Here is a 19,733-nt window from a genome sequence, read left to right on the forward strand (position 1 = left end):
GCCCGCTTTCCGCGGGCCTCTCAGCGTGTCGACAAACCCTCGCATTCGTTGTCAGGCCTGCGCGTCGGTACTCACGAATCCAACATTCGCTCCGCTCCGATGCTCGGCCTTCCTAGACTGCAAGGGTTTTCAATCACGCTGAAAAGGGATGATAAAATCCCAAAACAAAAAGTCGTTCTGGGATTTTATCAACAATCTGAAAGGCCCGCTTTTCGCGGGCCTCTTTTCTCAAACTGGATTATTTTGCTTCGCTGTAAAGGCGGGCAACTTCATCCCAGTTCACGACGTTCCAGAATGCTTTAATGTAATCTGGACGGCGGTTTTGGTAATTCAGGTAGTATGCGTGCTCCCATACGTCAAGACCTAAGACAGGGGTCTTGCCTTCTGAAAGAGGAGAATCTTGGTTTGGCGTGCTTGTGATTTCAAGCTCTCCGTTATTGACAACAAGCCATGCCCAGCCGGAGCCGAAACGGCCAGCTGCTGCAGCGGCAAAGTCTTCTTTGAATTGATCGAAGCTGCCGAATTTGCTGTTGATCGCTTCTGCCAATTCACCAGTCGGAGCGCCTCCTCCGTTTGGAGAAAGAAGTTTCCAGAACAATGAGTGGTTGGCATGTCCACCGCCATTGTTGCGGACAGCTGTGCGGATGTTTTCCGGTACAGCATCAAGGTTTGCAACAAGCTCTTCAACAGATTTGCTTTCAAGGTCCTGTTTGCCTGCCACCGCTTCGTTCAATTTTGTAACATATGTGTTATGGTGCTTCGTATGGTGAATATTCATCGTCTCTTTGTCGATGTGAGGTTCTAACGCATCGTAAGCATAAGGTAATTCTGGAAGTTTGTAAGCCATATCAATTCCTCCTTAATTTGTATGTATTGAAATGCCGCCTTTAGCAAGCCTTTCCTCTTTCAATGTATCAAAAGAAAAGGCTTGTTTCAATGGAAATGCTCACAAAATGATCACAGTTGCATTTCAAGCGCTCACTAAACTTTATCCTTTTCCCCTTCTTTTTAAACATGGACGGGAAAATTTTAGAGCACAGTATATAAAAAGTAGCCGATCATTATCAGCTGAATCACACTTTTCGCAAAAACGCCTGAAATAAATCCGATCAATGAACCGATCCCGATTCTGGCCGCTGTTTTCAAATCCTTCTGATGGACAATCATCTCACCCGCCAAGGCCCCGACAAAGGGCCCCAAAATAATGCCCGCCACAGGTATCACAAAAGGTCCGATCAAAAGGCCGATTGTGCTGCCCCATATCGCCGCCCTGCTGCCGCCGAAGCGCTTAATACCGAGGAGATTTGCAATATAGTCAGCAGCAAACAATACGGCTGTAAAAATGCCTTCAATGATCCAAAACAGGTAGGAGTAATGCCCGAATGTAAATAAAAAACCGTATAGCACAAAGCCGGCTACGATGAAAACGACGCTCGGAATGATGGGATAAACAAGGCCGATGAACGCAATGACGAACATCGCCGCAATGATGATCCAATATAAAACATCCATCCGAATCTCCTCCAATCGATTGTGATGCTTCATATTATACCCATTTTTCCAAAAGGAAACTTCCAGAGTCCCTGTTGATCGATAAGTTTTCTTGTATTCGTCCTTTTGTGACGATACAATAATGCAGATACATTATAGAAATAGGAAGTGAAAAACGAATGAATTTATTTCAGCGATTTTTTAAAAGTACATATTCCCCTCACTCGATTGGCAAAATGCGTTTCCAAGGCATAGGGAAAACGATTTTATACGTATTTTTGCTCAGCATCATCGCCGCTCTCCCGAACCTTTACCATATCAGCAGCGGAGTGGTGAATACAATGAACAGCTTTCAGTCAGCTGTAAAAGAATTCCCCGCTTTCTCCATAAAAGACGGCTCACTGCAAACAGATGCAAAGAAAGCGATTGAATCACAGTCATTCGGATTTGTCATCGTTTTTGATCCGAGCGGCTCTTATAAAACAAAACAGATCGAAGACAAACGGAATTCCGTCGGCATTCTGAAAGATAAGTTCGTCATCGCCATTGACGGCCAAGTTCAGGAAATGCCGTACACCATGCTTCCCGAAGACATGTCCAAGGACGATATCCTTTCTTTAGTTGATCAAAATAAATCGGTGATTGTTCCCGTCTTATGCGTTCTGCTGTTTTTGGCGACGGCAGCCGGAAAATTCATTGATGTCTCGGTTCTTGCCGTCATCGGGCTGATCATTCGCAATGGACAGAAGAAAATGCTCTCCTATAAGCACCTTTGGGTGATGTCTGCTTATTCGATCACGCTCGCGACCGTGTTTTTTGCAATTATGGACGCGCTGGAGGCGGTGGTTCCAAGTCAGTTCCTCCTGAACTGGTTTGTGAACTTTATCATCCTGTTTCTCGCCATTAAAGAGACGCCGTCTTCTAAAGCAGCAAGGTAAAACGGGCAGGAGCAAATTTATTGTCATGTTGAAAGAGGGACAAGCGTAACATAATAAAAAATGCACGAAATGGGGACAAATCAGATGAAACGTGTGATTGTGCTGTTTTCGATTTTGCTCGCCCTGTTCATTGTTTATTATGACTTGAAATCAGGCACCATCCCTCAAAACGCCTTGCCGGCTTCAACCATGGCAGCAGAAGCTCCGGCTGCAAGCCTGCAATATAAGACCGTTACCGTCAAACCCGGACAGACCGTATTTTCAATCATCGGGAACAGCGCCGTTCCGGCCGACAAAATAGCCGAAGATTTTGAAGCGCTGAATCCGAATGTGAAGGCGAGCCGCATTCAAGCAGGCATCACCTACAAGTTTCCCGTTTATCCTGAATAAGCGTTAATTTCTTGTCAGTTTCATGAACGGGCTGTTACAATAAGACTTGTAAACGATTTGGTATAAGAAAAGGAGCAACCGCCTCCGAATTATACTTAAGGAGCGAATTCAAGTGAGTGAAATCACACATCGTACAAAAACGCGTCCCGTTAAAGTGGGACCTTTAACAATAGGCGGCAATAACGAAGTCGTCATTCAAAGCATGACAACAACAAAAACACATGACGTTGAAGCAACCGTCGCCGAAATCAACAGACTCGCGGAAGCGGGATGTCAAATCGTCCGCGTCGCCTGTCCTGATGAACGGGCTGCAGACGCGATTCCTGAGATCAAAAAGCGGATATCCATCCCTCTTGTCGTGGATATTCATTTCAACTATAAATTGGCTTTAAAAGCGATCGAAGGCGGAGCCGATAAAATCCGCATCAATCCGGGAAACATCGGCCGCCGCGAAAAGGTTGAAGCGGTGGTCAATGCAGCGAAGGAAAAGGGCATTCCAATCCGGATCGGTGTCAATGCAGGCTCTCTGGAAAAACGAATCCTTGAGAAATACGGCTATCCGACAGCAGACGGCATGGTCGAAAGTGCACTGCACCACATTAAAATTCTTGAAGATCTCGATTTCCACGATATCATCGTCAGCATGAAGGCGTCTGATGTCAATCTGGCGATTGAAGCGTACGAAAAAGCGGCAAAAGCATTCGATTATCCGCTTCATTTAGGCATCACCGAATCGGGTACGCTGTTTGCCGGTACGGTGAAAAGCGCCGCCGGTCTCGGCGCGATCCTTTCAAAAGGAATCGGCAATACATTGCGGATTTCTTTAAGCGCGGACCCGGTCGAAGAAGTAAAAGTCGCCAGGGAGCTCCTGAAATCTTTCGGGCTCGCTTCCAATGCAGCGACATTGATTTCCTGCCCGACTTGCGGCCGGATCGAAATCGATTTGATCAGCATCGCCAATGAAGTCGAAGATTACATCGCTAAAATCAAGGCGCCGATTAAAGTTGCCGTTCTCGGCTGTGCCGTCAACGGTCCCGGAGAAGCGCGTGAAGCCGATATCGGGATTGCCGGCGCACGCGGCGAAGGCCTCCTGTTCCGCAAAGGCGAAATCGTCCGGAAAGTGCCTGAGGAAACGATGGTCGAGGAATTGAAAAAAGAAATCGACAAGCTCGCCGAAGAGCATTATGCCAAACAAGCGGCCGAAAAAGAAAAATTAAACACATAATAAAAAAGCTTGACGGATATCCGTCAAGCTTTTTCCGTTAGAAAAACGGGGTGATGAATATGCCAAGCACCAAGGAAACTGCACCGATACCCATTGCCCATGCTCCTAAGCCAGCTGCTCCTTGTCTTCTGGCTATATAACCGACAATGATCCCTGCAATTCCTAACAGCACTGGAAGCATAAACAAGGAAATAATCGAAAGCGCAAGCGCGATATACCCGGTTACGCGTCCGCCGGCAGCATCGGCATCGTTACGCGCGTCACCGTTGTCCCTGTTATCCGTACGATAAGTCGGGGCAACTTCTGCTGCTGTTTCTTCTAAAAAGTCATCATTATCTAAAGTCGCATCGACTAGGTCAGCATCATAACCGGCCCGGTTACGACCGCGAACATTTTGATCTCTTTCCATTCGATATCCCCCCTCTTTAATCCATAAAGGAGCATTTATAGTTTAAGCATTTTAGCCCGATTCATGTTTGCTAAACTTTACTGTAAATGTTAAAAGATTATGATACACTGGAGGAATGGATGATAAGGAGTGTGGACATGTTACATTTAGGAATCGATATTGATGGAACGATCACTGCCCAGGATACTTTTGTTCCCTATTTGAACGAGTCGTTCAGCCTCTCCATTACATTGGAAGATATTAAGGAATATGACTTAACAAAGCTGCTGAATATATCCCAGGAAGATTTTTGGAAATGGATGAACGAAAACGAGCCCCGCATCTATCAGGAAGCATTGCTGGCTCAATATGCCAAACAGACGCTGGATGAGCTGAAAAAGCAGCATAAGCTGATATACATTACGGCAAGAAGACACCATCTGGAGGATATCACCTTTGATTGGTTCGAGAAACGCGACATTCACTATGACCATATAGAACTTGTCGGCGGTCACGATAAACTGGAAGCCGTCTTCAGGCATAAGATCGATGTTTTCTTTGAGGACCACCACGGGAATGCAACCATGATTGCAAAAGAAGCAGGCATTCCGGTTCTGTTGTTTAATACGCCATATAATCAGCTTCCGATCGATTCAAACATCGTCAGAGTCGACAGCTGGCTTGAAGCCGCCCAATGGCTGAAAAAGAACGAGAAAATGATTAAAGGCGCAAAAAGCATGTAAGATAAAGTCTCTTACATGCTTTTTGCGTTAAAAAGGCATATGGCTTTTTAACGCCATATGCCGCTTTTCTTTACTGCGCTTCTGCGCTTTTTTCTTCGCATCGCGGGCACGTTCCGTAAATTTCAAACTTGTGGCCGCTGATCTGGTAGCCGTCAAGATCGTCTGTCAGCTTTTCCATCGGGCATAGCTCGATTTCCTTCGTTTTGCCGCATATCATGCAAATAAAATGATGGTGGTGATGAGCAGAAGAACATTTAAAGCGAAACAGCTTTTCACCGGAAAGCTCAGTCGTTTCCAAAATGCCGAGTTCTTCAAACAGCGACAAATTCCTGTAGATCGTATCAAAGCTTAACCCTGGATAATCATCGTTTAAAGCGGAAAGGACGTTTTTCGCCGTTAAATATTTATCAGAATCACTAAACAGCTGAAGCATATCCTCCCGTTTGCTTGTATATTTATATCCTTTTTCCTTCAGTAAATCAAGCGCTTCCTGTACGTTCACGGCGAATCCTCCTTTTGATTTTATTATAACTGATGCACAGTATCAGGATAAAGATCGACAGCATCACGATTGTTCCCCCCGGCGCAAGATCGAGATGATAAGCAAGCACCAGGCCGACGATGACGGAAAGTTCACCGAATAGAATCGATAAGAAGATCGCCTGCTTAAACCCCTTGGCAATGCGCATGCTCGCAGCGACAGGGAGCGTCATCAGCGCTGAAACGAGAAGCGTACCGACGATTCTCATAGAGGCGGCGATAACAAGCGCAACGATCAAAATAAATATAAAATGAATCCACTTTGCGGAAATCCCCGAAGCTTTAGCATGCTCTTCATCAAACGACAGAAGAAACAGCTCTTTAAAAAGGGAAAATACCACAATCAAAACGGCCGCGGAAATTCCGACAATCACCAGCATGTCTTCCCGCGAAACAGCGCTGACGCTGCCGAATAGATAACTGAACAGATCCGTATTAAATCCGTCCGCAAGCGAAATAAAAATAACGGAAATCCCGATCCCCCCCGACATGATAATCGGGATCGCCAGCTCCTGATAATGTTTATAAACCGTTCTCAGCCTCTCGATAATCAAAGAACCGGCAACAGAAAACGCCATTCCGAAATAGATCGGGCTGACGCCGGCGAGCACTGCAAACTGTTTGCCTGCATACAGGCTCGCTGCTATGCCGGCTAAAGAGACGTGGCTGAGCGCATCTGCGATCAGCGACAGGCGCCTGACAACGATGAATACACCGAGCAAGGGCGCGATGAGGCCGATTAATATTCCTGAAATAAAAGCGTTTTGCAAAAACTCATAATGAAAAAAAGGTGTCAGCATTATTCGTGTCCTCCATGATGATGGTGATTGTGGCTGATGGCTTGAACATCATGCCCGTAAAATTGAGACAAGTCTTGATCTGTCATGGACTCAAACTCTTCTGTATTGCCGTGAAAATGAAGATGTTTATTCATACAGGCAACGTGTGTGACTTTATCGGAAACCGTGCCGACATCATGGGTGACAAGAATGAGTGTAATGCCTTTTTCACGATTCAACTTCTCCAGCAGCTTGTAAAACCCTTCAACTGTTTTTTGATCGACTCCAACCGTCGGCTCGTCAAGAATGAGCAGCTTCGGTTCGCTCACAAGCGCTCTCGCGATGAAAGTTCTTTGCTGCTGTCCCCCCGAAAGCTCGCCGATGTTCCTGTCTTTCAGGGACGTGATGCCGACGGCTTCGATCGCTTCATCCACCTTTTGCTTATCGGCTTTGGACATGCGTCTGAATAAGCCGAGCTTCGCTGTTAAACCGCTTGCCACCACTTCATATACGGAAGCGGGAAAACCGGTGTTAAAGCTGTTTGCTTTTTGGGATACAAAGCCGATTTTGCTCCAGTCCTTAAATTTTCTGAGAGGGACGCCGAACAAATTAAGTTCGCCTGTCTGCGGCTTAATCAGCCCCAGAATGCATTTCAGCAATGTCGTCTTTCCCGATCCGTTTGGACCGACCAAGCCGAGAAAAGTCCCTTCTTCAATGTTTAAATTGATATCTTCTATCACATTTCGATGATCATAGGAATATGATACATGCTTCATTTCAATAATAGGTTGTTTCAATACGTTCACCTTCAACTTCTCCAGAATCATTACGATTTATTGCACAAAAAGAAAATGGCAGCCGAAAAGCAGCAAGCCATTTTCACGATTGACCAGTTCATCTTTAAATTATACATATAAACTAAAAAAAAGTAAATGAAAGCCTAATGGATGGCATTTTTGAACTTTCCTCCACGCGTTTCGTGCGTGTCCATAATCGTTATAAAAGCATTGTGATCAATATTGAAAACAATCGATTTCAGCTTTGTCACTTCAAGCCTGGTCACAACGGCATAAATCACCTCTGTATCCTCATCGGAATAGCCGCCTTTCCCTTTGAGCTTTGTCGTTCCCCGGCCGAGGCGATGCAGCAGCGCATCGGAAATCTCCTCGTATTGATCTGAAACGATGATGACCGCTTTCGTCTCATCAAGCCCTTGAATAACGGCGTCGATCGTCTTCATCGCAATATAGTACGTCATAACCGAAAACATAGCCTGCTCAAGGCCGAATACAAAGCTTGCCCACGTAAAAATAAAGACATTGACGAACATGACAAATTCGCCGACTGAAAATGGCAGCTTTTTCGTAAGCAAAATGCCGAGTATCTCAGTTCCATCCATAGAACCGCCGTTACGAATAACAAGCCCTACGCCGAATCCGAGCAGAAGACCGCCGAATACGGCTGCCAGAACGGGCTGAGTCGTAACCCCTTCTACATGATGCAACAAGGTTTCAATAATTGATAAGCTGATGATTCCGATCAGGGTTGAAATTAAGAACGTTTTTCCGATGTGCTTGTAGCCTGAAAACATAAACGGAATGTTAAGAACGACGACGAGCAGTGCGAAGTTGATATACGGAGTATCTTTAAAAATGTAGTCCAATATTAGTGAAATGCCGATAATGCCCCCGTCAATGATGTTGTTCGGCACTAAAAATAATTCGATGCTGGCGGCTGCACAGGCAGCCCCGACGAGAATCATGACGATCCGAAACGCCACTTTGACCGCTGATTCTTTTTTATGCTGTTTTATGGTATTTGCCATTCTGTCTCTCCTTTTTCCAAACTGGCCAAACTGTCCCTTATCATCATATCATTTAACAGACTGAAATAAAAAAATGACACATTTTTAATTTTACGCCATACATTAGTTCAGAGGGGAGGAATGGACGTGATTTTATTTCAAAAAATCGTGCTGCAGCGTTTAAATCAGGTCACGGCTGACGAGGTGCTGAAGTACGCTAAACAATACGGAATTCATGTAACAAGAAAACAGGCGCTTGAAGTGGAAAAGCTTGTGAAAGGAAAAAACATCAATATTTTTAATGAGGAAGAACGCAATAAACTGCTCAAGCAGGTGGAAGAGGTCACTTCAAAAGAAGCGGTGCAGCTCTTGAACCAGCTATTTTCTCAATACGTATCATAAAAAAAGGGGAGCTGATACGCCCCCCTTTTTTTATTGCTGCTTGATTTTTTCCAGCAGCCCTTCATCAAACTGTTTATTTTTAAGCATTTCAATTTCAAACCGGTATGGCGGCTTTTTGTTCTTTTTATCTTCTCCTACATAAGGCGTTTCAAGGATTTTCGGAATATCTTTCAGCTGATCGTGGTGGACGATGTATTGAAGCGCATCAAAACCGATTTCTCCGAATCCGATGTTTTCGTGCCGGTCCTTTCTCGCGCCTCTGACATTCTTGCTGTCATTAATATGAAGCACTTTTAAACGGTCGATTCCGACGATCTTATCGAATTCGTTTAAGACACCGTCAAAGTCGGATACGACATCGTAACCCGCGTCATGGGTATGGCATGTATCGAAGCAGACGGATAAATGTTCATTGTGTGTAACGCCGTCGATGATCTGTGCCAGCTCCTCAAACGTCCGTCCGCATTCTGAACCTTTGCCGGCCATCGTTTCCAAAGCGATCTGCACATTCTGATTCGGGTCGATGACCTCGTTCAATCCTTCGATGATTTTTTGAATGCCCGCTTCTGCGCCTGCACCTACATGAGCTCCCGGGTGAAGAACGATTTGTCTGGCGCCGATCGCCGACGTCCTTTCAATTTCAGAACGCAGGAACTCGACACCGAGCTCAAATGTGGCCGGATTTGTTGTATTGCCGATATTGATAATATACGGGGCATGAACGACGATATCAGAGATGCCGTTCTCCTCCATATGGGCTCTTCCTGCTTCAATATTTAAATCCTCGATTTTTTTCCTGCGCGTGTTTTGCGGCGCTCCCGTATAGATCATAAATGTATTGGCGCCGTAGGAGCTTGCCTCCTGACTGGCCGCAAGCAGCATATGTTTTCCGCTCATTGAGACGTGTGAACCGATTTTCAACAAAACTGTTTCCCCTACTTTCCTTTTCTAAATTGCTTTCTTTTTTGCTGTCTTTTTATTTTATTGATTTCCGTCTGCATTTTCTTCTTATATCCTGGCTTGACTTTTCTCGGTTTTTTCACAAGCCGCTTAGCGGCCTCATCCGTTTCATCAGGCGTTCTTTTTCGATTCTGACGGCGCTTGCGGTCATCGATCTTTTTCCACTCGCCTTTTTCAAGCCTCATGTTTTCAAACACGATTCCCATCTGTTCAAGCTTCACAAGTGCATCTTCGTCAGAGGTATCATAAAACGTCATCGCTGTTCCGGATGTTCCGGCGCGCGCTGTACGGCCGACGCGGTGAACGTAAAAATCAAGATCGTCTGGCAGTTCATAGTTAATGACATGGCTGATGCCTTTAATATCGATTCCCCTTGCAGCCAAATCAGTGGCTATGATATAGGTGAATTCCAGATCGCCGATTTGCTTCATCACTTTTTTTCGTTCCCGCGGCGTAAGCCCTCCGTGAAGAAGTCCGACTTTCATCCCTTTGTCCGTCAGGTATGCGGCGATTTCGTCAGCCGTTGTTTTTGTATTGGCAAAAACAATCGCCAAATACGGATTTAAATGGGTCATAACCTCGAGCAGCAGCTCATTTTTATCCCTGTGTCTGGAAGGTATCAGCACGTGTTCGATTTTTTCGGCCGTGATGTGCTTCGGCTCAACATGCGCATACCTCGGATTGGCCATATACTTTTTCAGGAAAGGCTTTAATTTTTCTGGAATCGTTGCGGAAAATACGAGCATCTGCAAGCCTTCAGGCATATGCGACCCGATAAAATCGACATCTTCCAAAAATCCCATATCAAGCATTAAGTCCGCCTCGTCGATAACGAGCGAACCGGCTTTATGAACATCGAGCGCCTGCTCCCTGATCAGATCTGCAATCCGCCCCGGCGTACCAACCACCAGATGGGGCTGTGTTCTTAATTTGTCAATCGATTTTTGTTTATCGGTACCGCCGATGAAACATTTCGAACGAACCGCTTCATCAGGCCCTAAAAACTTGGTGATTTTCAGGACTTCCTGATGAATCTGGTTGGCGAGCTCCCTTGTCGGAGCCGTAATCACGACTTGAACGAACTCTTTTTCAAAATCGATCCTGCTTAAGAGCGGGAGCAGATAGGCATGCGTTTTTCCCGTACCTGTCTGCGACTGTCCGATCGCGCTCTCCCCTTTCAGCGCCGCAGGAATTAACCGCTTCTGAATATCAGTCGGCTCATAAAATCCCAAGTCGTGAACAGCCTCTATAATAAACGGCTTTAAATCGTACATTTCAAATTTCGTTTGTTTCATTTTCCCAACTCCTTCTTGGAAAGCCTTTATTCCGGCGCTCCAAGCTTTATCCTATATGGCTGAATTGTGCGCTTATGTATCCTTTTTTATGCCGCACTGCTTAAAAAAAGGCTGATATCATGTCCATCATTAAATTATAACTGATCCTGCGGAAAAAAACCATCACCCCCGCCCTATTCGGGCCGGCGGCAAAGACACTTTGCCACCGTTGGTGCATACCCTATCAAGAGAAGGATTTTGAAAGGAGGTACAAGTATGTTTCAGCAACAGCCGATGAGAAATCAGCCAAGACCGCAGATTCCGCAAAGGCCCGGCAGAGCCTTGATGCCGAGACATCTGGGGATGAGAATGCAGCCCCCTCAAGCGCAGCAGCGCGGCCTGCAGCAAATGTTTCAGCCGATGGGCGCCGCCCAGGAGCAAGCAGGGGCGCGAGGAGGCGGCGGGATTCAGGGTTTGCTCTCGAAAATCCTTCCTGGATCTGCCGCGTCCGGGGGAACAGGAGCAGGCCTCGGCGGAACCGGAAGCGGCCTTGGAGGCATTCAGGGTCTTGCCAATCCGGCTACCATTTCAAACATGCTCGGCAATGTTCAAAAAGCGCTCGGTGTAGCCCAGCAAGTAACGCCGATGATTCAGCAATACGGACCTCTCGTCCGCAATCTCCCCGGCATGGTGAAAATGTTCAGACAGCTGAATTCCGATGATACTGAAGCGGAGGACAGCGAACAACAAAAAGACGAACCGGACAACAAGACCGAAACGAGCGGCGAAAAGAAAGAAGAAATAAAAGTGTCTTCCAAAACACCCGAAAAATCCAAAGCCGAAGAAATCAGAAAAAAACGGAGCCGTTCAGCCCCTCCGTCTGCAAAAAGAAAAACCGGAGGATCAAAACCTAAACTGTATGTATAACATTCTTTGATATCTCCTGCGGGATCAGATATAATGAGGTCTATAGAGACTGCAAAAATAAGCCGTTTTTTACGGCTTTTTATCATGCCCGGCTCTTACTTCTTTATAGGAGGACTAAGAATGAACGTAATTAAAATATCGCCGCGCGGCTATTGCTACGGTGTCGTCGACGCCATGGTCATCGCAAAAAACGCGGCTCTCGATAAAAGTCTGCCGAGACCTATATATATTTTAGGAATGATCGTTCACAATAAACATGTCACCGACGCATTTGAAAAAGAGGGCATTTATACGCTTGACGGTCCGAACCGGCTTGAGATTTTGAATCAGGTCGACAAAGGAACGGTGATCTTCACCGCTCACGGCGTTTCGCCCGAAGTCCGTAAAATAGCTGAGGATAAAGGTCTTGTCGCGATTGACGCCACCTGCCCTGATGTGACAAAAACACACGATTTAATCCGAAAAATGAAAGCGGAAGGCTATCACGTCATCTACATTGGAAAAAAAGGACACCCGGAGCCTGAAGGAGCGGTCGGTGTCGCCCCGGATATCGTTCATCTTGTCGAAACCGAAGAAGACGTGGAAAGGCTGGACATTGAAGCGGAGAAACTGATTGTCACGAACCAAACGACGATGTCCCAATGGGATGTCCATGATATTATGGAAAAAGTAAAAGAAAAATATCCGGATGTTGAATTCCACCAGGAGATTTGTCTGGCCACCCAGGTGCGTCAGGAAGCGGTGTCCGAACAGGCGAAAAAAGCCGACTTGACAATCGTTGTCGGCGATCCGAAAAGCAATAACTCGAATCGCCTCGCCCAGGTCTCCGAGGAAATCGCAGGCACGAAAGCATACCGGATCGGCGATTTAAGCGAATTAAAGCTGGAATGGCTCGACGGCGTGGAAACCGTCGCTGTAACGGCCGGCGCATCGACCCCGACTCCGATTACAAAAGAAGTCATCCGCTTTTTAGAACAATTCGATCGTGAAGATCCTTCCACATGGAAGATCAGTCACGAAGTACCTCTTCAAAAAATCTTGCCTAAAGTAAAAGCAAAAACCTGAAGCATCCATCGCTTCAGGTTTTGTTTTTATAAAAATGTAAACGGGTTCGTATTTGTATCTGATGGAAAGACGGCGACATTGTATTTTTTCTTTCGGCACATCGCCGTCAGCTTTTTCGCAACTCCGTTTTTCATGATTTGTTCGGCATAATGTCCAGGGTCGACCACATTCAGCCCGATCATCATGGCATCGTGCGCTGTATGGAAATAAAGATCTCCTGTTACATATACATCGGCGCCCATACGTTTTGCATGATGGATGTATTTATTGCCGTCGCCGCCTAATACAGCGACCTTCTTCACTTTCGCATCAGACTTGCCCACCATCCGCGCTCCGTTTGCCTCCAGCTTTTCTTTCACATAACGGGCAAATGCTTCGAGTGTCATCTCTTCATTCAATTCACCGATACGGCCCAGCCCTTTTCGAAGCGGACTCTGCTCGACGGGATAAATATCAAAGGCCACTTCTTCATACGGATGAGCCTCATTCATCGCTTTGATCACGGATTTTTCAATACCTGACGGATAAACGGTCTCGATTCTTACCTCTTCGACCCGTTCAAGCTCGCCCCGCTTGCCGATAAAAGGATCGGCTTCAGACAGCGGCTTGAAGCTGCCGACTCCTTCTGAAGAAAACGCACAGTGGCTGTAGGCGCCGATATGACCGGCTCCGGCGTCTCCAAGCGCTGCGCGCACCTGTTCTTCATAATCTTTCGGGACATAGACGGCGAGTTTTTTCAGCGGCTCTTCGTAGGTTGGAACGAGCACTTTTGTGTTCTTTAATTCCAGCGCTTCCGCAAGCATGTCGTTGACACCGCCGTCAGCAACATCGAGATTTGTATGAGCCGCATAAACGGCGATATCATGCTTGATGCACTTTTCGATCAGCCTTCCGCCGGGCTGGTCTGTGATGACATGTTTCAGCGGCCTGAAAACAGGCGGATGGTGCGCAATGATTAAGTCAACGTTCTTTGCAATCGCTTCATCAACCGTTTCTTCGAGAACATCTAGCGTGACCATGACATTGGACACCGTTTTGTTCAGCGTGCCGATTTGCAGGCCGATTTTATCGCCTTCAACGGCGTATGACTTTGGTGAAAATTGTTCAAACAATTGGATGATTTCATGCCCGTTTATCGTTTTTGTCATCTTCTAAGTACCTCCTTTAAGACCTCTATCCGTTTTGACAGTTCAAGCAATTTTTGTTGATTTTCTGCACTCGGAAGAGCCGCTTCAATTTGTTGATAGATGTTTTCCGTATGTTTCAGTTCTTGCGACCATTTTTTGATAAAAACAGCATTTTTTTGTTTGGCCAAAAATGGGCCGACAAGCATGCCTGCCGCAAAGGAAATCCCATCGTAAGCCGCATCCCGATCGCCCGCTTCCGCGACGAGAACCTCATAGTACTTGCCGTCTTCCTCAAGGATTTCTTCATTGATCAGTGCATAGCCTTCCTGATAGAGCCATTCTCTAATATGGTGAGCGTGGATATTCGGCTGTAAAACCAAACGTTCCTTACCTGAGAGCTTATCCTTGCCCGCTTTTAGAATGTGAGCAATGAGCGAGCCTCCCATTCCGGCAATCGTGATCACATCAGCTTCGCCCTTTTCAATCACTTCAAGCCCGTCGCCTTTCCTTACGGATATGAGCGGACTTAATTGCAATTTCTCAACCTGCTGCTTCGCAGAAAGAAAAGGACCATCTGTGATTTCTCCGGCGATCGCGGCACTTGCCAGTCGATTCAGCACACAAAAGCAAGGCAAATACGCATGATCAGACCCGATATCAGCCACAACCGCCCCTTTTGTTATGTATTTCGCCACAGTCTGCAGCCTTTTCGATAACTTCAATTCATTCACAATTATCACAACTTTTCTAGATTCATTTTTCCTTTACTATCATATAAAAAATCGCTTTAGTTTCCAAGCTGGAACAGCAAATCAACATTTTACTTGATCAATTTTTGATTTTCTCTGTAGTACGCACGTAAAGCATGAGTCTCAAGATCCGCGAGCCGAACCGGAATCGGCAGCCTGCTTTCTCGATTGACCAAGCTCATCGCGATGTCATAACTGCTGTCTAAATCAATCAAATGTCCGCATGATAGAAATATCGGTTTGACATCTTGCCTTGTCCGCACCGCACGTCCGTAGACTTCACCACCAATTACAATATCAGTATAAGCACCGAAATTATTATCAGGCATCACAAAATCAGTTTGTTTTATTTTCAAGTAAGTTTTCGCAATGCCGATCGTTGGCTTTTCGAGAAAAAACGCCGCATGTGTCGCAATCCCCATATGGTTAAAATGGAGATAGCCATTCCCGTCAAATAAAAAAACATCCGGTTCAATCGTCAGCTTCTTAGCTGCCTTAATAATAAGCGGCAGCTCCCTAAAAGCAAGAAACCCCGCGATATAAGGCACAGCGATTTTTCCTGCACTATGTACTTTTTCAATGACACGCTTCGTATGAAAATCCAGCACGATGATACTGCAGACACCAAACGCTTCACCATCTTCCTCCCAATAAGCTAAATCAACCCCCGCACAGGTTTGCAGATCGTCTTTACTGATGGAGTTTACTAGATTGATATGTTTTTTTAGTTTTGTTTGTATCGTTAAAAAGTCATTTTCTTGGTTTAAATTAAAATCGTGTATGTTGTTGATGTTCATCTTTAAAAACCAACTTTCTATCATCCCATTTTTCAAAGCACTTTTATCCAGATCATATCTAAATTGTTCAGTTCATTCAAAGTTATTGATTCATACCGGGATAAGCCGGGACAGCAAGATGTCTTATAGAATGAGCAGCATATAAAAAAGAACCCCTCAACAAGCCAAAAATTGGGAGCTCTGTTTGTCTTTTTGTAAATCGAAGTATTTTCTAATCATTCATTATTATTCTTTATTTCTCAGCTTCATCGTCATACTGTTTACACCCTCAAAAACAGCGTCCCGTATGATTTCAGTGTAATTCTCATAACTGTCGCTTTTGGCTTTAATGATATCTAAAACTTGTTTAAATTGTCCATCTATGATAATCGTAATGCCTTCGACCTTTTCACCTGTCTGATCATTCACAAATTCCTCATTTAACATGGTTACCGTATCATTACTATTCATAAGACACTCTCCTATCTTTTTGAAAATAAATTTTTCCCTTTATGATTGATCCAATACTTTTGATTTGTAGGAACTAGATTTGTAAAGTCCTCATAAATTCCGATCCAATGATTCGGTACATATTCTTCATAAGATGCCGGCTCTGGGTATATGGAATCCAACTTTTTTTGACCAAAATCTAACAAATCATCGGCTGGCTATTTATATTTATGTTCGGCTGCTTTTTGAAGTGTGGCTTCGATGTGGTCCACTAATTTTTCCGGCCTTCTCGTTTCCATGTCTTCTAACGGGTTATCCCAGTCTAGATTTTTTATTAACAGCATATAAAAGGTGCCTGAAGGATCAATATCTATGTACCAGCCGACATCTAAAGTCAAGCGGCTTTCTTTATGCTCCAACTGCAATAATGATGACGTAAAGTTGAACCAGTCATCACTGTCTTCCTCTAACTGATCTGGATCGATATCAATTAGTTTATTATAAGAGACAGTCCATCCTTGAGGAACTCTCAGGCGTAAATAGTCAGGAGGGCCTTCAAAAATAAAAATGTTCCCTCCAAATGCCGCTGCTTCTATTTTCCAAATGATCCGTTCCAATTCGTCCACTAACTGCCGGCGATCTTCAACATTGATTGTGTCAATCGTTTCTCCATGATTGTCACAAATATGTATAAGATAATCATCATGGCCTTTAATGATTTTGACCGCAGCATGATATCTTTGTTTTTCTAATTCTATTAATTTGGTATTTGGTTCAACTGTTTCTTGTGTGACCGTTAAATCATGATATTTAACGAACCAGCCGCACGGTATATTTATAGGTTCTAATGATTTTATGGAATTAGACAAATCGTTCACTCCTGATTTGTATAATATAAACTGTTGATTTGTTGCGATGACTTCCGAGAGAATACAACCCTTTAATTATCCCTCTTTACATTTCACGGCCATTAGAATCACTTCGTAAAATTATAATGTACCTACTCATTTTCTATCCTAAAACTAGAAAAAGCACTCGTTTCCTTTTATTTACAACCAAGTGCTTTATTCTTAACTTTAGGAGCAGTTAATAAACATATATTAAACTTACGATTGTTATATAAGTTTTTTCCTAATTAAAATAACTTTATAAACTCTTCTCTTTTTGTTGGGATCTCAGTGTTTGTGCTCTGATAATTTTCAATGCCTTTTCCTATTTTTTCAATCTCCTTCAATGTGATAAAACCAGTTTCCACTGCACTGTTTAAAAAGATGGTAATACTATCGTTATTAATACTCTCTAACGCTTGTGGTAAATATTTCACTTTTTCCTTTTTATAAGCTTCCCAAGAAGTATAAGCGACAGCATCAACTAATAGTGACCATAGCCTAGCAATATTTAAGTCTTCTTCTTCCTCAGCAAATTCTGAAATTCCTGTAAAGTCTGCGTTATCAATTAGCTCGTATAAGTCATCACCAGTAACAGCATGAGATTCAACCCATAACCAGCATTTGTCCAATGCTTCTCTCCCTTCAGGATACCTTTCATCGTCTTTGCTGATTACAGAAAATACTCTTTCGGCAACTGTTAAAACAAAGCCTACTTTAACTTCATTTTGTAAATTATCGATTGAAATATTATCCATGATTTCCTCCTTAAAATTATCCGATAATCTTTCCATCTTTTAAAACGAAAGATAACAGTCCATTAGTTTTAACACTGTCATCAATCTCTGATGTTACTTCTATTGTTAGATTGGGATATTTCTTGCTTGCTTGATAAAATATACCACTCTTTTCAATAGGATAAGGTTTAAGTAATCCTTTACTACACTTATTACATACGCCTCTTGGATTAGACTGGTGAACTCTTAATGTACCTGTTACTTCCGTCGGTTTGATGCCTGCCTTCTTTACAGCAGAATCAAACTCGTTTAAAACTCCTTCTTCAGCATGTCTTGTAAACTGTGCTAATTTAGGATTTTTCATATGATCGTATGGGGCCCTGATCTCTCTATTTGGTAAGATTGTATCCAATGAAGGCAGTCCAGCTTCTTTTCTTACTTCTGGAGATCCACCTTCAAAAGTCCTTTTTTCAAGTCCTTTTACATCGGTTTTACCAACTGCAATTGTATTAGTCTCTGGAACATTCCACTTTTTCCGTAAAACATCCAGATCTTCTTTACCCAGTTGGATCTTACCATTACCCATCCCCTTACCACTCACCATCTTCACAATTCCAAGCTCTTTCACCGGCGTTTTCTCAACATTCACGCGGACAATTGGGGTGCCGATGCGGTGGCCTGTTGTGGAGGCCGGCTGTTCGACGTAGACGCGGACGTTTGTCGGAACTTGGAAGGATTTCACCTTTTCAAGGATGTTGTTTCCTTTTTGTACCAGCGCCGCTTTTGGCGATTTTGCGAGCGGAATATTTTTGCCAGGTGTTTTGGCCAATGTTTGAGCGCCGTGGTTTGCCGTTTTTGCGACAGCACCTGCGCCGACGAGACTCAAGGCTGCTTCGATCAGGCCTTGTTTCCGCCTCTCTTCAGAAACTTTGTTTCCAAACATGTCCTTGCCCGTGACGGCTTCTGAGAACCCATTTGAAGCGACAAGGCCGTAGGCGCCCATTTCCGTCATTTTCAAGACGTTCAACGTTTTTGAGGCTTTGTAAGCGTCAAGCGCGTGTTCAGCGGCGATGAGTCCTTTTCCTGTTTTATAAATGGCTTTGCCGCCTTTGAAGGCTCGGCCTGCCCACCCTACGATCGGAATAAATCCTGCTGCCGCCATTGCTCCGGCGGCGACACGCTGGCCGTCTGTCAGCTTTTCTCCTGTGACCGGGTCGACGCCGTCAGCGGCTCTCTTATAATCATAATACCCGCTGACTTCTCCGACAAATGTTCCGGCTGCGTCGAGCGCTTTTAAATACCAAGGCTTGTTCGCTTCTTCTTCTTGTTTTTCCTGAAGCCTGCGCGCTTCTGCCTGTTCATTTTTGAATTCAATATAATTGGCGGCTTGATTTTCGACGTCTATCGTATTTTTATAGATCTCGCTTGAGTGGAACGATTTCAAGCTAAAATACATCGGCGAGGCGGTTTTTCCGTGGCTTGTAGCTTCCATTAGCCCGGAATATTTGCCGAGCACGGCGCTGTCGAGTGCTTGTAAGTTTGTGTATTCGGTCTTGAGCGATTCATCCAGCTGATTAACGGCGTCGATGGTGTTTTGCCGAGTTGTTTGCGCTTTAGACATTTTATCAATATAGTCGTCGAGCGTCCAATTGTCCAAGTCAACGATATCGCTGATACTCGCGATGATTTTATCCATTTCCAACTTGAGCCCCGAGACGATTTCCGTCGCTTTCAAATCAGCGTTTTTCAGTTCATGATCCAAAAAAGAGATTTCCACATAAGAATCGGACAGCTTTTTGTCCTTTATATCACCCGATATACCTTTAAAAAAAGCAATCTGCGCTTCAACAAGCTTTAACCAGCTGTCTACGATCTCTGCCTGTCCTTTGTAGAAGTCTTTAATGTTGTCGGCACCTTTCCCCTGAAAATCTTCACCTAAATCAGCGACCCCAAGAAACGCTTTTTTGAGCGTCTGCAGTTGATCCTCAAAGGTTTCGTATTGTTTCTTGCGGTTATTCGCTGCTTCAATTAAAGAATGCGCTTCAAATACTTTCATTGAATTGTCCTCTCTAACCTAAGGG

23 protein-coding genes are annotated in these 19,733 nt (G+C 44.5%); 7 read left to right on the forward strand and 16 right to left on the reverse strand.

The window, feature by feature from the left end:
• Window positions 1–238: 238 nt before the first annotated feature.
• Together sodA and M1D59_RS13825 are read right to left on the reverse strand one after the other, a co-directional pair.
• Complete coding sequence (sodA, locus tag M1D59_RS13820; RefSeq protein WP_023855215.1) at window positions 239–847, reverse strand: superoxide dismutase SodA; 609 nt, start codon at window positions 845–847, stop codon at window positions 239–241.
• 182 nt (window positions 848–1,029) lie between these two features.
• Complete coding sequence (locus tag M1D59_RS13825) at window positions 1,030–1,512, reverse strand: DUF456 domain-containing protein (RefSeq protein WP_026579296.1); 483 nt, start codon at window positions 1,510–1,512, stop codon at window positions 1,030–1,032.
• Between the two features lie 158 nt (window positions 1,513–1,670).
• Between M1D59_RS13825 and M1D59_RS13830 the strand changes: the two genes are divergently transcribed.
• From M1D59_RS13830 to ispG, 3 genes are all read left to right on the forward strand, one after another.
• Complete coding sequence (locus M1D59_RS13830; protein WP_035338383.1) at window positions 1,671–2,429, forward strand: DUF1189 domain-containing protein; 759 nt, start codon at window positions 1,671–1,673, stop codon at window positions 2,427–2,429.
• Between the two features lie 84 nt (window positions 2,430–2,513).
• Entirely contained in the window at window positions 2,514–2,819 is a 306-nt protein-coding gene (locus tag M1D59_RS13835) for a LysM peptidoglycan-binding domain-containing protein (RefSeq protein WP_026579294.1), read from the forward strand.
• A 106-nt stretch (window positions 2,820–2,925) separates the two neighbouring features.
• On the forward strand, window positions 2,926–4,044 hold the full coding sequence (gene ispG, locus M1D59_RS13840) for a flavodoxin-dependent (E)-4-hydroxy-3-methylbut-2-enyl-diphosphate synthase (protein WP_085959519.1): 1,119 nt from the start codon (window positions 2,926–2,928) through the stop codon (window positions 4,042–4,044).
• A gap of 37 nt (window positions 4,045–4,081) precedes the next feature.
• Here ispG and M1D59_RS13845 read toward each other — a convergent pair whose 3' ends face one another.
• Complete coding sequence (locus M1D59_RS13845) at window positions 4,082–4,453, reverse strand: hypothetical protein (protein ID WP_023855219.1); 372 nt, start codon at window positions 4,451–4,453, stop codon at window positions 4,082–4,084.
• A 137-nt stretch (window positions 4,454–4,590) separates the two neighbouring features.
• Between M1D59_RS13845 and M1D59_RS13850 the strand changes: the two genes are divergently transcribed.
• Window positions 4,591–5,175 (forward strand): nucleotidase, encoded by a 585-nt coding sequence (locus tag M1D59_RS13850; protein WP_023855220.1) that lies wholly within the window; start codon window positions 4,591–4,593, stop codon window positions 5,173–5,175.
• 70 nt (window positions 5,176–5,245) lie between these two features.
• Here the strand turns inward: M1D59_RS13850 and M1D59_RS13855 are convergent, their stop codons facing one another.
• From M1D59_RS13855 to M1D59_RS13870, 4 genes are all read right to left on the reverse strand, one after another.
• On the reverse strand, window positions 5,246–5,677 hold the full coding sequence (locus M1D59_RS13855; protein WP_035338384.1) for a Fur family transcriptional regulator: 432 nt from the start codon (window positions 5,675–5,677) through the stop codon (window positions 5,246–5,248).
• Window positions 5,655–6,515, reverse strand: coding sequence for a metal ABC transporter permease (locus M1D59_RS13860; protein ID WP_023855222.1), 861 nt, complete (start codon window positions 6,513–6,515; stop codon window positions 5,655–5,657). The genes M1D59_RS13855 and M1D59_RS13860 overlap by 23 nt, the downstream gene beginning before the upstream one ends.
• A complete protein-coding gene (locus M1D59_RS13865; RefSeq protein ID WP_023855223.1) occupies window positions 6,515–7,291 on the reverse strand; it encodes a metal ABC transporter ATP-binding protein in 777 nt (258 codons plus the stop codon). The genes M1D59_RS13860 and M1D59_RS13865 overlap by 1 nt, the downstream gene beginning before the upstream one ends.
• A 143-nt stretch (window positions 7,292–7,434) precedes the next feature.
• A complete protein-coding gene (locus tag M1D59_RS13870; RefSeq protein WP_026579292.1) occupies window positions 7,435–8,319 on the reverse strand; it encodes a YitT family protein in 885 nt (294 codons plus the stop codon).
• Between the two features lie 126 nt (window positions 8,320–8,445).
• On the opposite strand from M1D59_RS13870, the gene M1D59_RS13875 reads away from it, so the two are divergent.
• On the forward strand, window positions 8,446–8,700 hold the full coding sequence (locus M1D59_RS13875; RefSeq protein ID WP_229128985.1) for a DUF2624 domain-containing protein: 255 nt from the start codon (window positions 8,446–8,448) through the stop codon (window positions 8,698–8,700).
• 30 nt (window positions 8,701–8,730) lie between these two features.
• Here M1D59_RS13875 and M1D59_RS13880 read toward each other — a convergent pair whose 3' ends face one another.
• On the reverse strand, window positions 8,731–9,624 hold the full coding sequence (locus M1D59_RS13880) for a deoxyribonuclease IV (RefSeq protein ID WP_020452220.1): 894 nt from the start codon (window positions 9,622–9,624) through the stop codon (window positions 8,731–8,733).
• A gap of 11 nt (window positions 9,625–9,635) precedes the next feature.
• Window positions 9,636–10,955 (reverse strand): DEAD/DEAH box helicase, encoded by a 1,320-nt coding sequence (locus M1D59_RS13885; RefSeq protein ID WP_026579291.1) that lies wholly within the window; start codon window positions 10,953–10,955, stop codon window positions 9,636–9,638.
• Window positions 10,956–11,210: 255 nt separating this feature from the next.
• Here M1D59_RS13885 and vrrA point away from each other — a divergent pair, with 255 nt between their 5' ends.
• A complete protein-coding gene (vrrA, locus tag M1D59_RS13890) occupies window positions 11,211–11,861 on the forward strand; it encodes a VrrA/YqfQ family protein (RefSeq protein ID WP_458117472.1) in 651 nt (216 codons plus the stop codon).
• 120 nt (window positions 11,862–11,981) lie between these two features.
• Window positions 11,982–12,926, forward strand: a complete 945-nt coding sequence (locus M1D59_RS13895; protein ID WP_023855228.1) for a 4-hydroxy-3-methylbut-2-enyl diphosphate reductase — start codon at window positions 11,982–11,984, stop codon at window positions 12,924–12,926.
• Window positions 12,927–12,952: 26 nt separating this feature from the next.
• Here M1D59_RS13895 and M1D59_RS13900 read toward each other — a convergent pair whose 3' ends face one another.
• The 7 genes from M1D59_RS13900 to M1D59_RS13930 form a co-directional block, all read right to left on the reverse strand.
• Window positions 12,953–14,074: a Nif3-like dinuclear metal center hexameric protein gene (locus tag M1D59_RS13900; protein ID WP_020452224.1), complete on the reverse strand. Its 1,122-nt coding sequence runs from the start codon at window positions 14,072–14,074 to the stop codon at window positions 12,953–12,955.
• Entirely contained in the window at window positions 14,071–14,718 is a 648-nt protein-coding gene (locus M1D59_RS13905) for a tRNA (adenine(22)-N(1))-methyltransferase (RefSeq protein ID WP_031304752.1), read from the reverse strand. Before M1D59_RS13905 ends, M1D59_RS13900 begins: the two co-directional genes overlap by 4 nt.
• A gap of 155 nt (window positions 14,719–14,873) precedes the next feature.
• Window positions 14,874–15,599 carry an endonuclease V gene (locus M1D59_RS13910; RefSeq protein WP_123032410.1) on the reverse strand — a complete coding sequence of 242 codons (726 nt, stop codon included), beginning with the start codon at window positions 15,597–15,599 and terminating at the stop codon, window positions 14,874–14,876.
• A 225-nt stretch (window positions 15,600–15,824) separates the two neighbouring features.
• Window positions 15,825–16,049: a hypothetical protein gene (locus M1D59_RS13915; RefSeq protein ID WP_020452227.1), complete on the reverse strand. Its 225-nt coding sequence runs from the start codon at window positions 16,047–16,049 to the stop codon at window positions 15,825–15,827.
• 197 nt (window positions 16,050–16,246) lie between these two features.
• The gene (locus M1D59_RS13920) at window positions 16,247–16,906 is read right to left on the reverse strand and encodes a hypothetical protein (RefSeq protein WP_224067291.1); all 660 of its coding nucleotides are present in this window, start codon (window positions 16,904–16,906) and stop codon (window positions 16,247–16,249) included.
• Between the two features lie 257 nt (window positions 16,907–17,163).
• Window positions 17,164–17,673, reverse strand: coding sequence for an Imm6 family immunity protein (locus tag M1D59_RS13925; RefSeq protein WP_020452229.1), 510 nt, complete (start codon window positions 17,671–17,673; stop codon window positions 17,164–17,166).
• A gap of 16 nt (window positions 17,674–17,689) precedes the next feature.
• Entirely contained in the window at window positions 17,690–19,708 is a 2,019-nt protein-coding gene (locus M1D59_RS13930; RefSeq protein WP_035338388.1) for a ribonuclease YeeF family protein, read from the reverse strand.
• Window positions 19,709–19,733 lie beyond the last annotated feature (25 nt).

It is taken from the genome of Bacillus sp. PK6-026 (assembly GCF_054161455.1).

Excerpts from the sequence above, each read along its gene's own strand:
- M1D59_RS13850 (WP_023855220.1), top strand. The coding sequence starts at position 4,591 with ATGTTACATTTAGGAATCGATATTGATGGAACGATCACTGCCCAGGAT.
- M1D59_RS13825 (WP_026579296.1), bottom strand. The coding sequence starts at position 1,512 with ATGGATGTTTTATATTGGATCATCATTGCGGCGATGTTCGTCATTGCG.
- M1D59_RS13870 (WP_026579292.1), bottom strand. The coding sequence starts at position 8,319 with ATGGCAAATACCATAAAACAGCATAAAAAAGAATCAGCGGTCAAAGTG.
- M1D59_RS13860 (WP_023855222.1), bottom strand. The coding sequence starts at position 6,515 with ATGCTGACACCTTTTTTTCATTATGAGTTTTTGCAAAACGCTTTTATT.
- M1D59_RS13895 (WP_023855228.1), top strand. The coding sequence starts at position 11,982 with ATGAACGTAATTAAAATATCGCCGCGCGGCTATTGCTACGGTGTCGTC.
- sodA (WP_023855215.1), bottom strand. The coding sequence starts at position 847 with ATGGCTTACAAACTTCCAGAATTACCTTATGCTTACGATGCGTTAGAA.
- M1D59_RS13910 (WP_123032410.1), bottom strand. The coding sequence starts at position 15,599 with ATGAACATCAACAACATACACGATTTTAATTTAAACCAAGAAAATGAC.
- M1D59_RS13930 (WP_035338388.1), bottom strand. The coding sequence starts at position 19,708 with ATGAAAGTATTTGAAGCGCATTCTTTAATTGAAGCAGCGAATAACCGC.
- M1D59_RS13885 (WP_026579291.1), bottom strand. The coding sequence starts at position 10,955 with ATGAAACAAACGAAATTTGAAATGTACGATTTAAAGCCGTTTATTATA.
- M1D59_RS13900 (WP_020452224.1), bottom strand. The coding sequence starts at position 14,074 with ATGACAAAAACGATAAACGGGCATGAAATCATCCAATTGTTTGAACAA.
- M1D59_RS13835 (WP_026579294.1), top strand. The coding sequence starts at position 2,514 with ATGAAACGTGTGATTGTGCTGTTTTCGATTTTGCTCGCCCTGTTCATT.
- M1D59_RS13915 (WP_020452227.1), bottom strand. The coding sequence starts at position 16,049 with ATGAATAGTAATGATACGGTAACCATGTTAAATGAGGAATTTGTGAAT.
- M1D59_RS13845 (WP_023855219.1), bottom strand. The coding sequence starts at position 4,453 with ATGGAAAGAGATCAAAATGTTCGCGGTCGTAACCGGGCCGGTTATGAT.
- vrrA (WP_458117472.1), top strand. The coding sequence starts at position 11,211 with ATGTTTCAGCAACAGCCGATGAGAAATCAGCCAAGACCGCAGATTCCG.
- M1D59_RS13830 (WP_035338383.1), top strand. The coding sequence starts at position 1,671 with ATGAATTTATTTCAGCGATTTTTTAAAAGTACATATTCCCCTCACTCG.
- M1D59_RS13925 (WP_020452229.1), bottom strand. The coding sequence starts at position 17,673 with ATGGATAATATTTCAATCGATAATTTACAAAATGAAGTTAAAGTAGGC.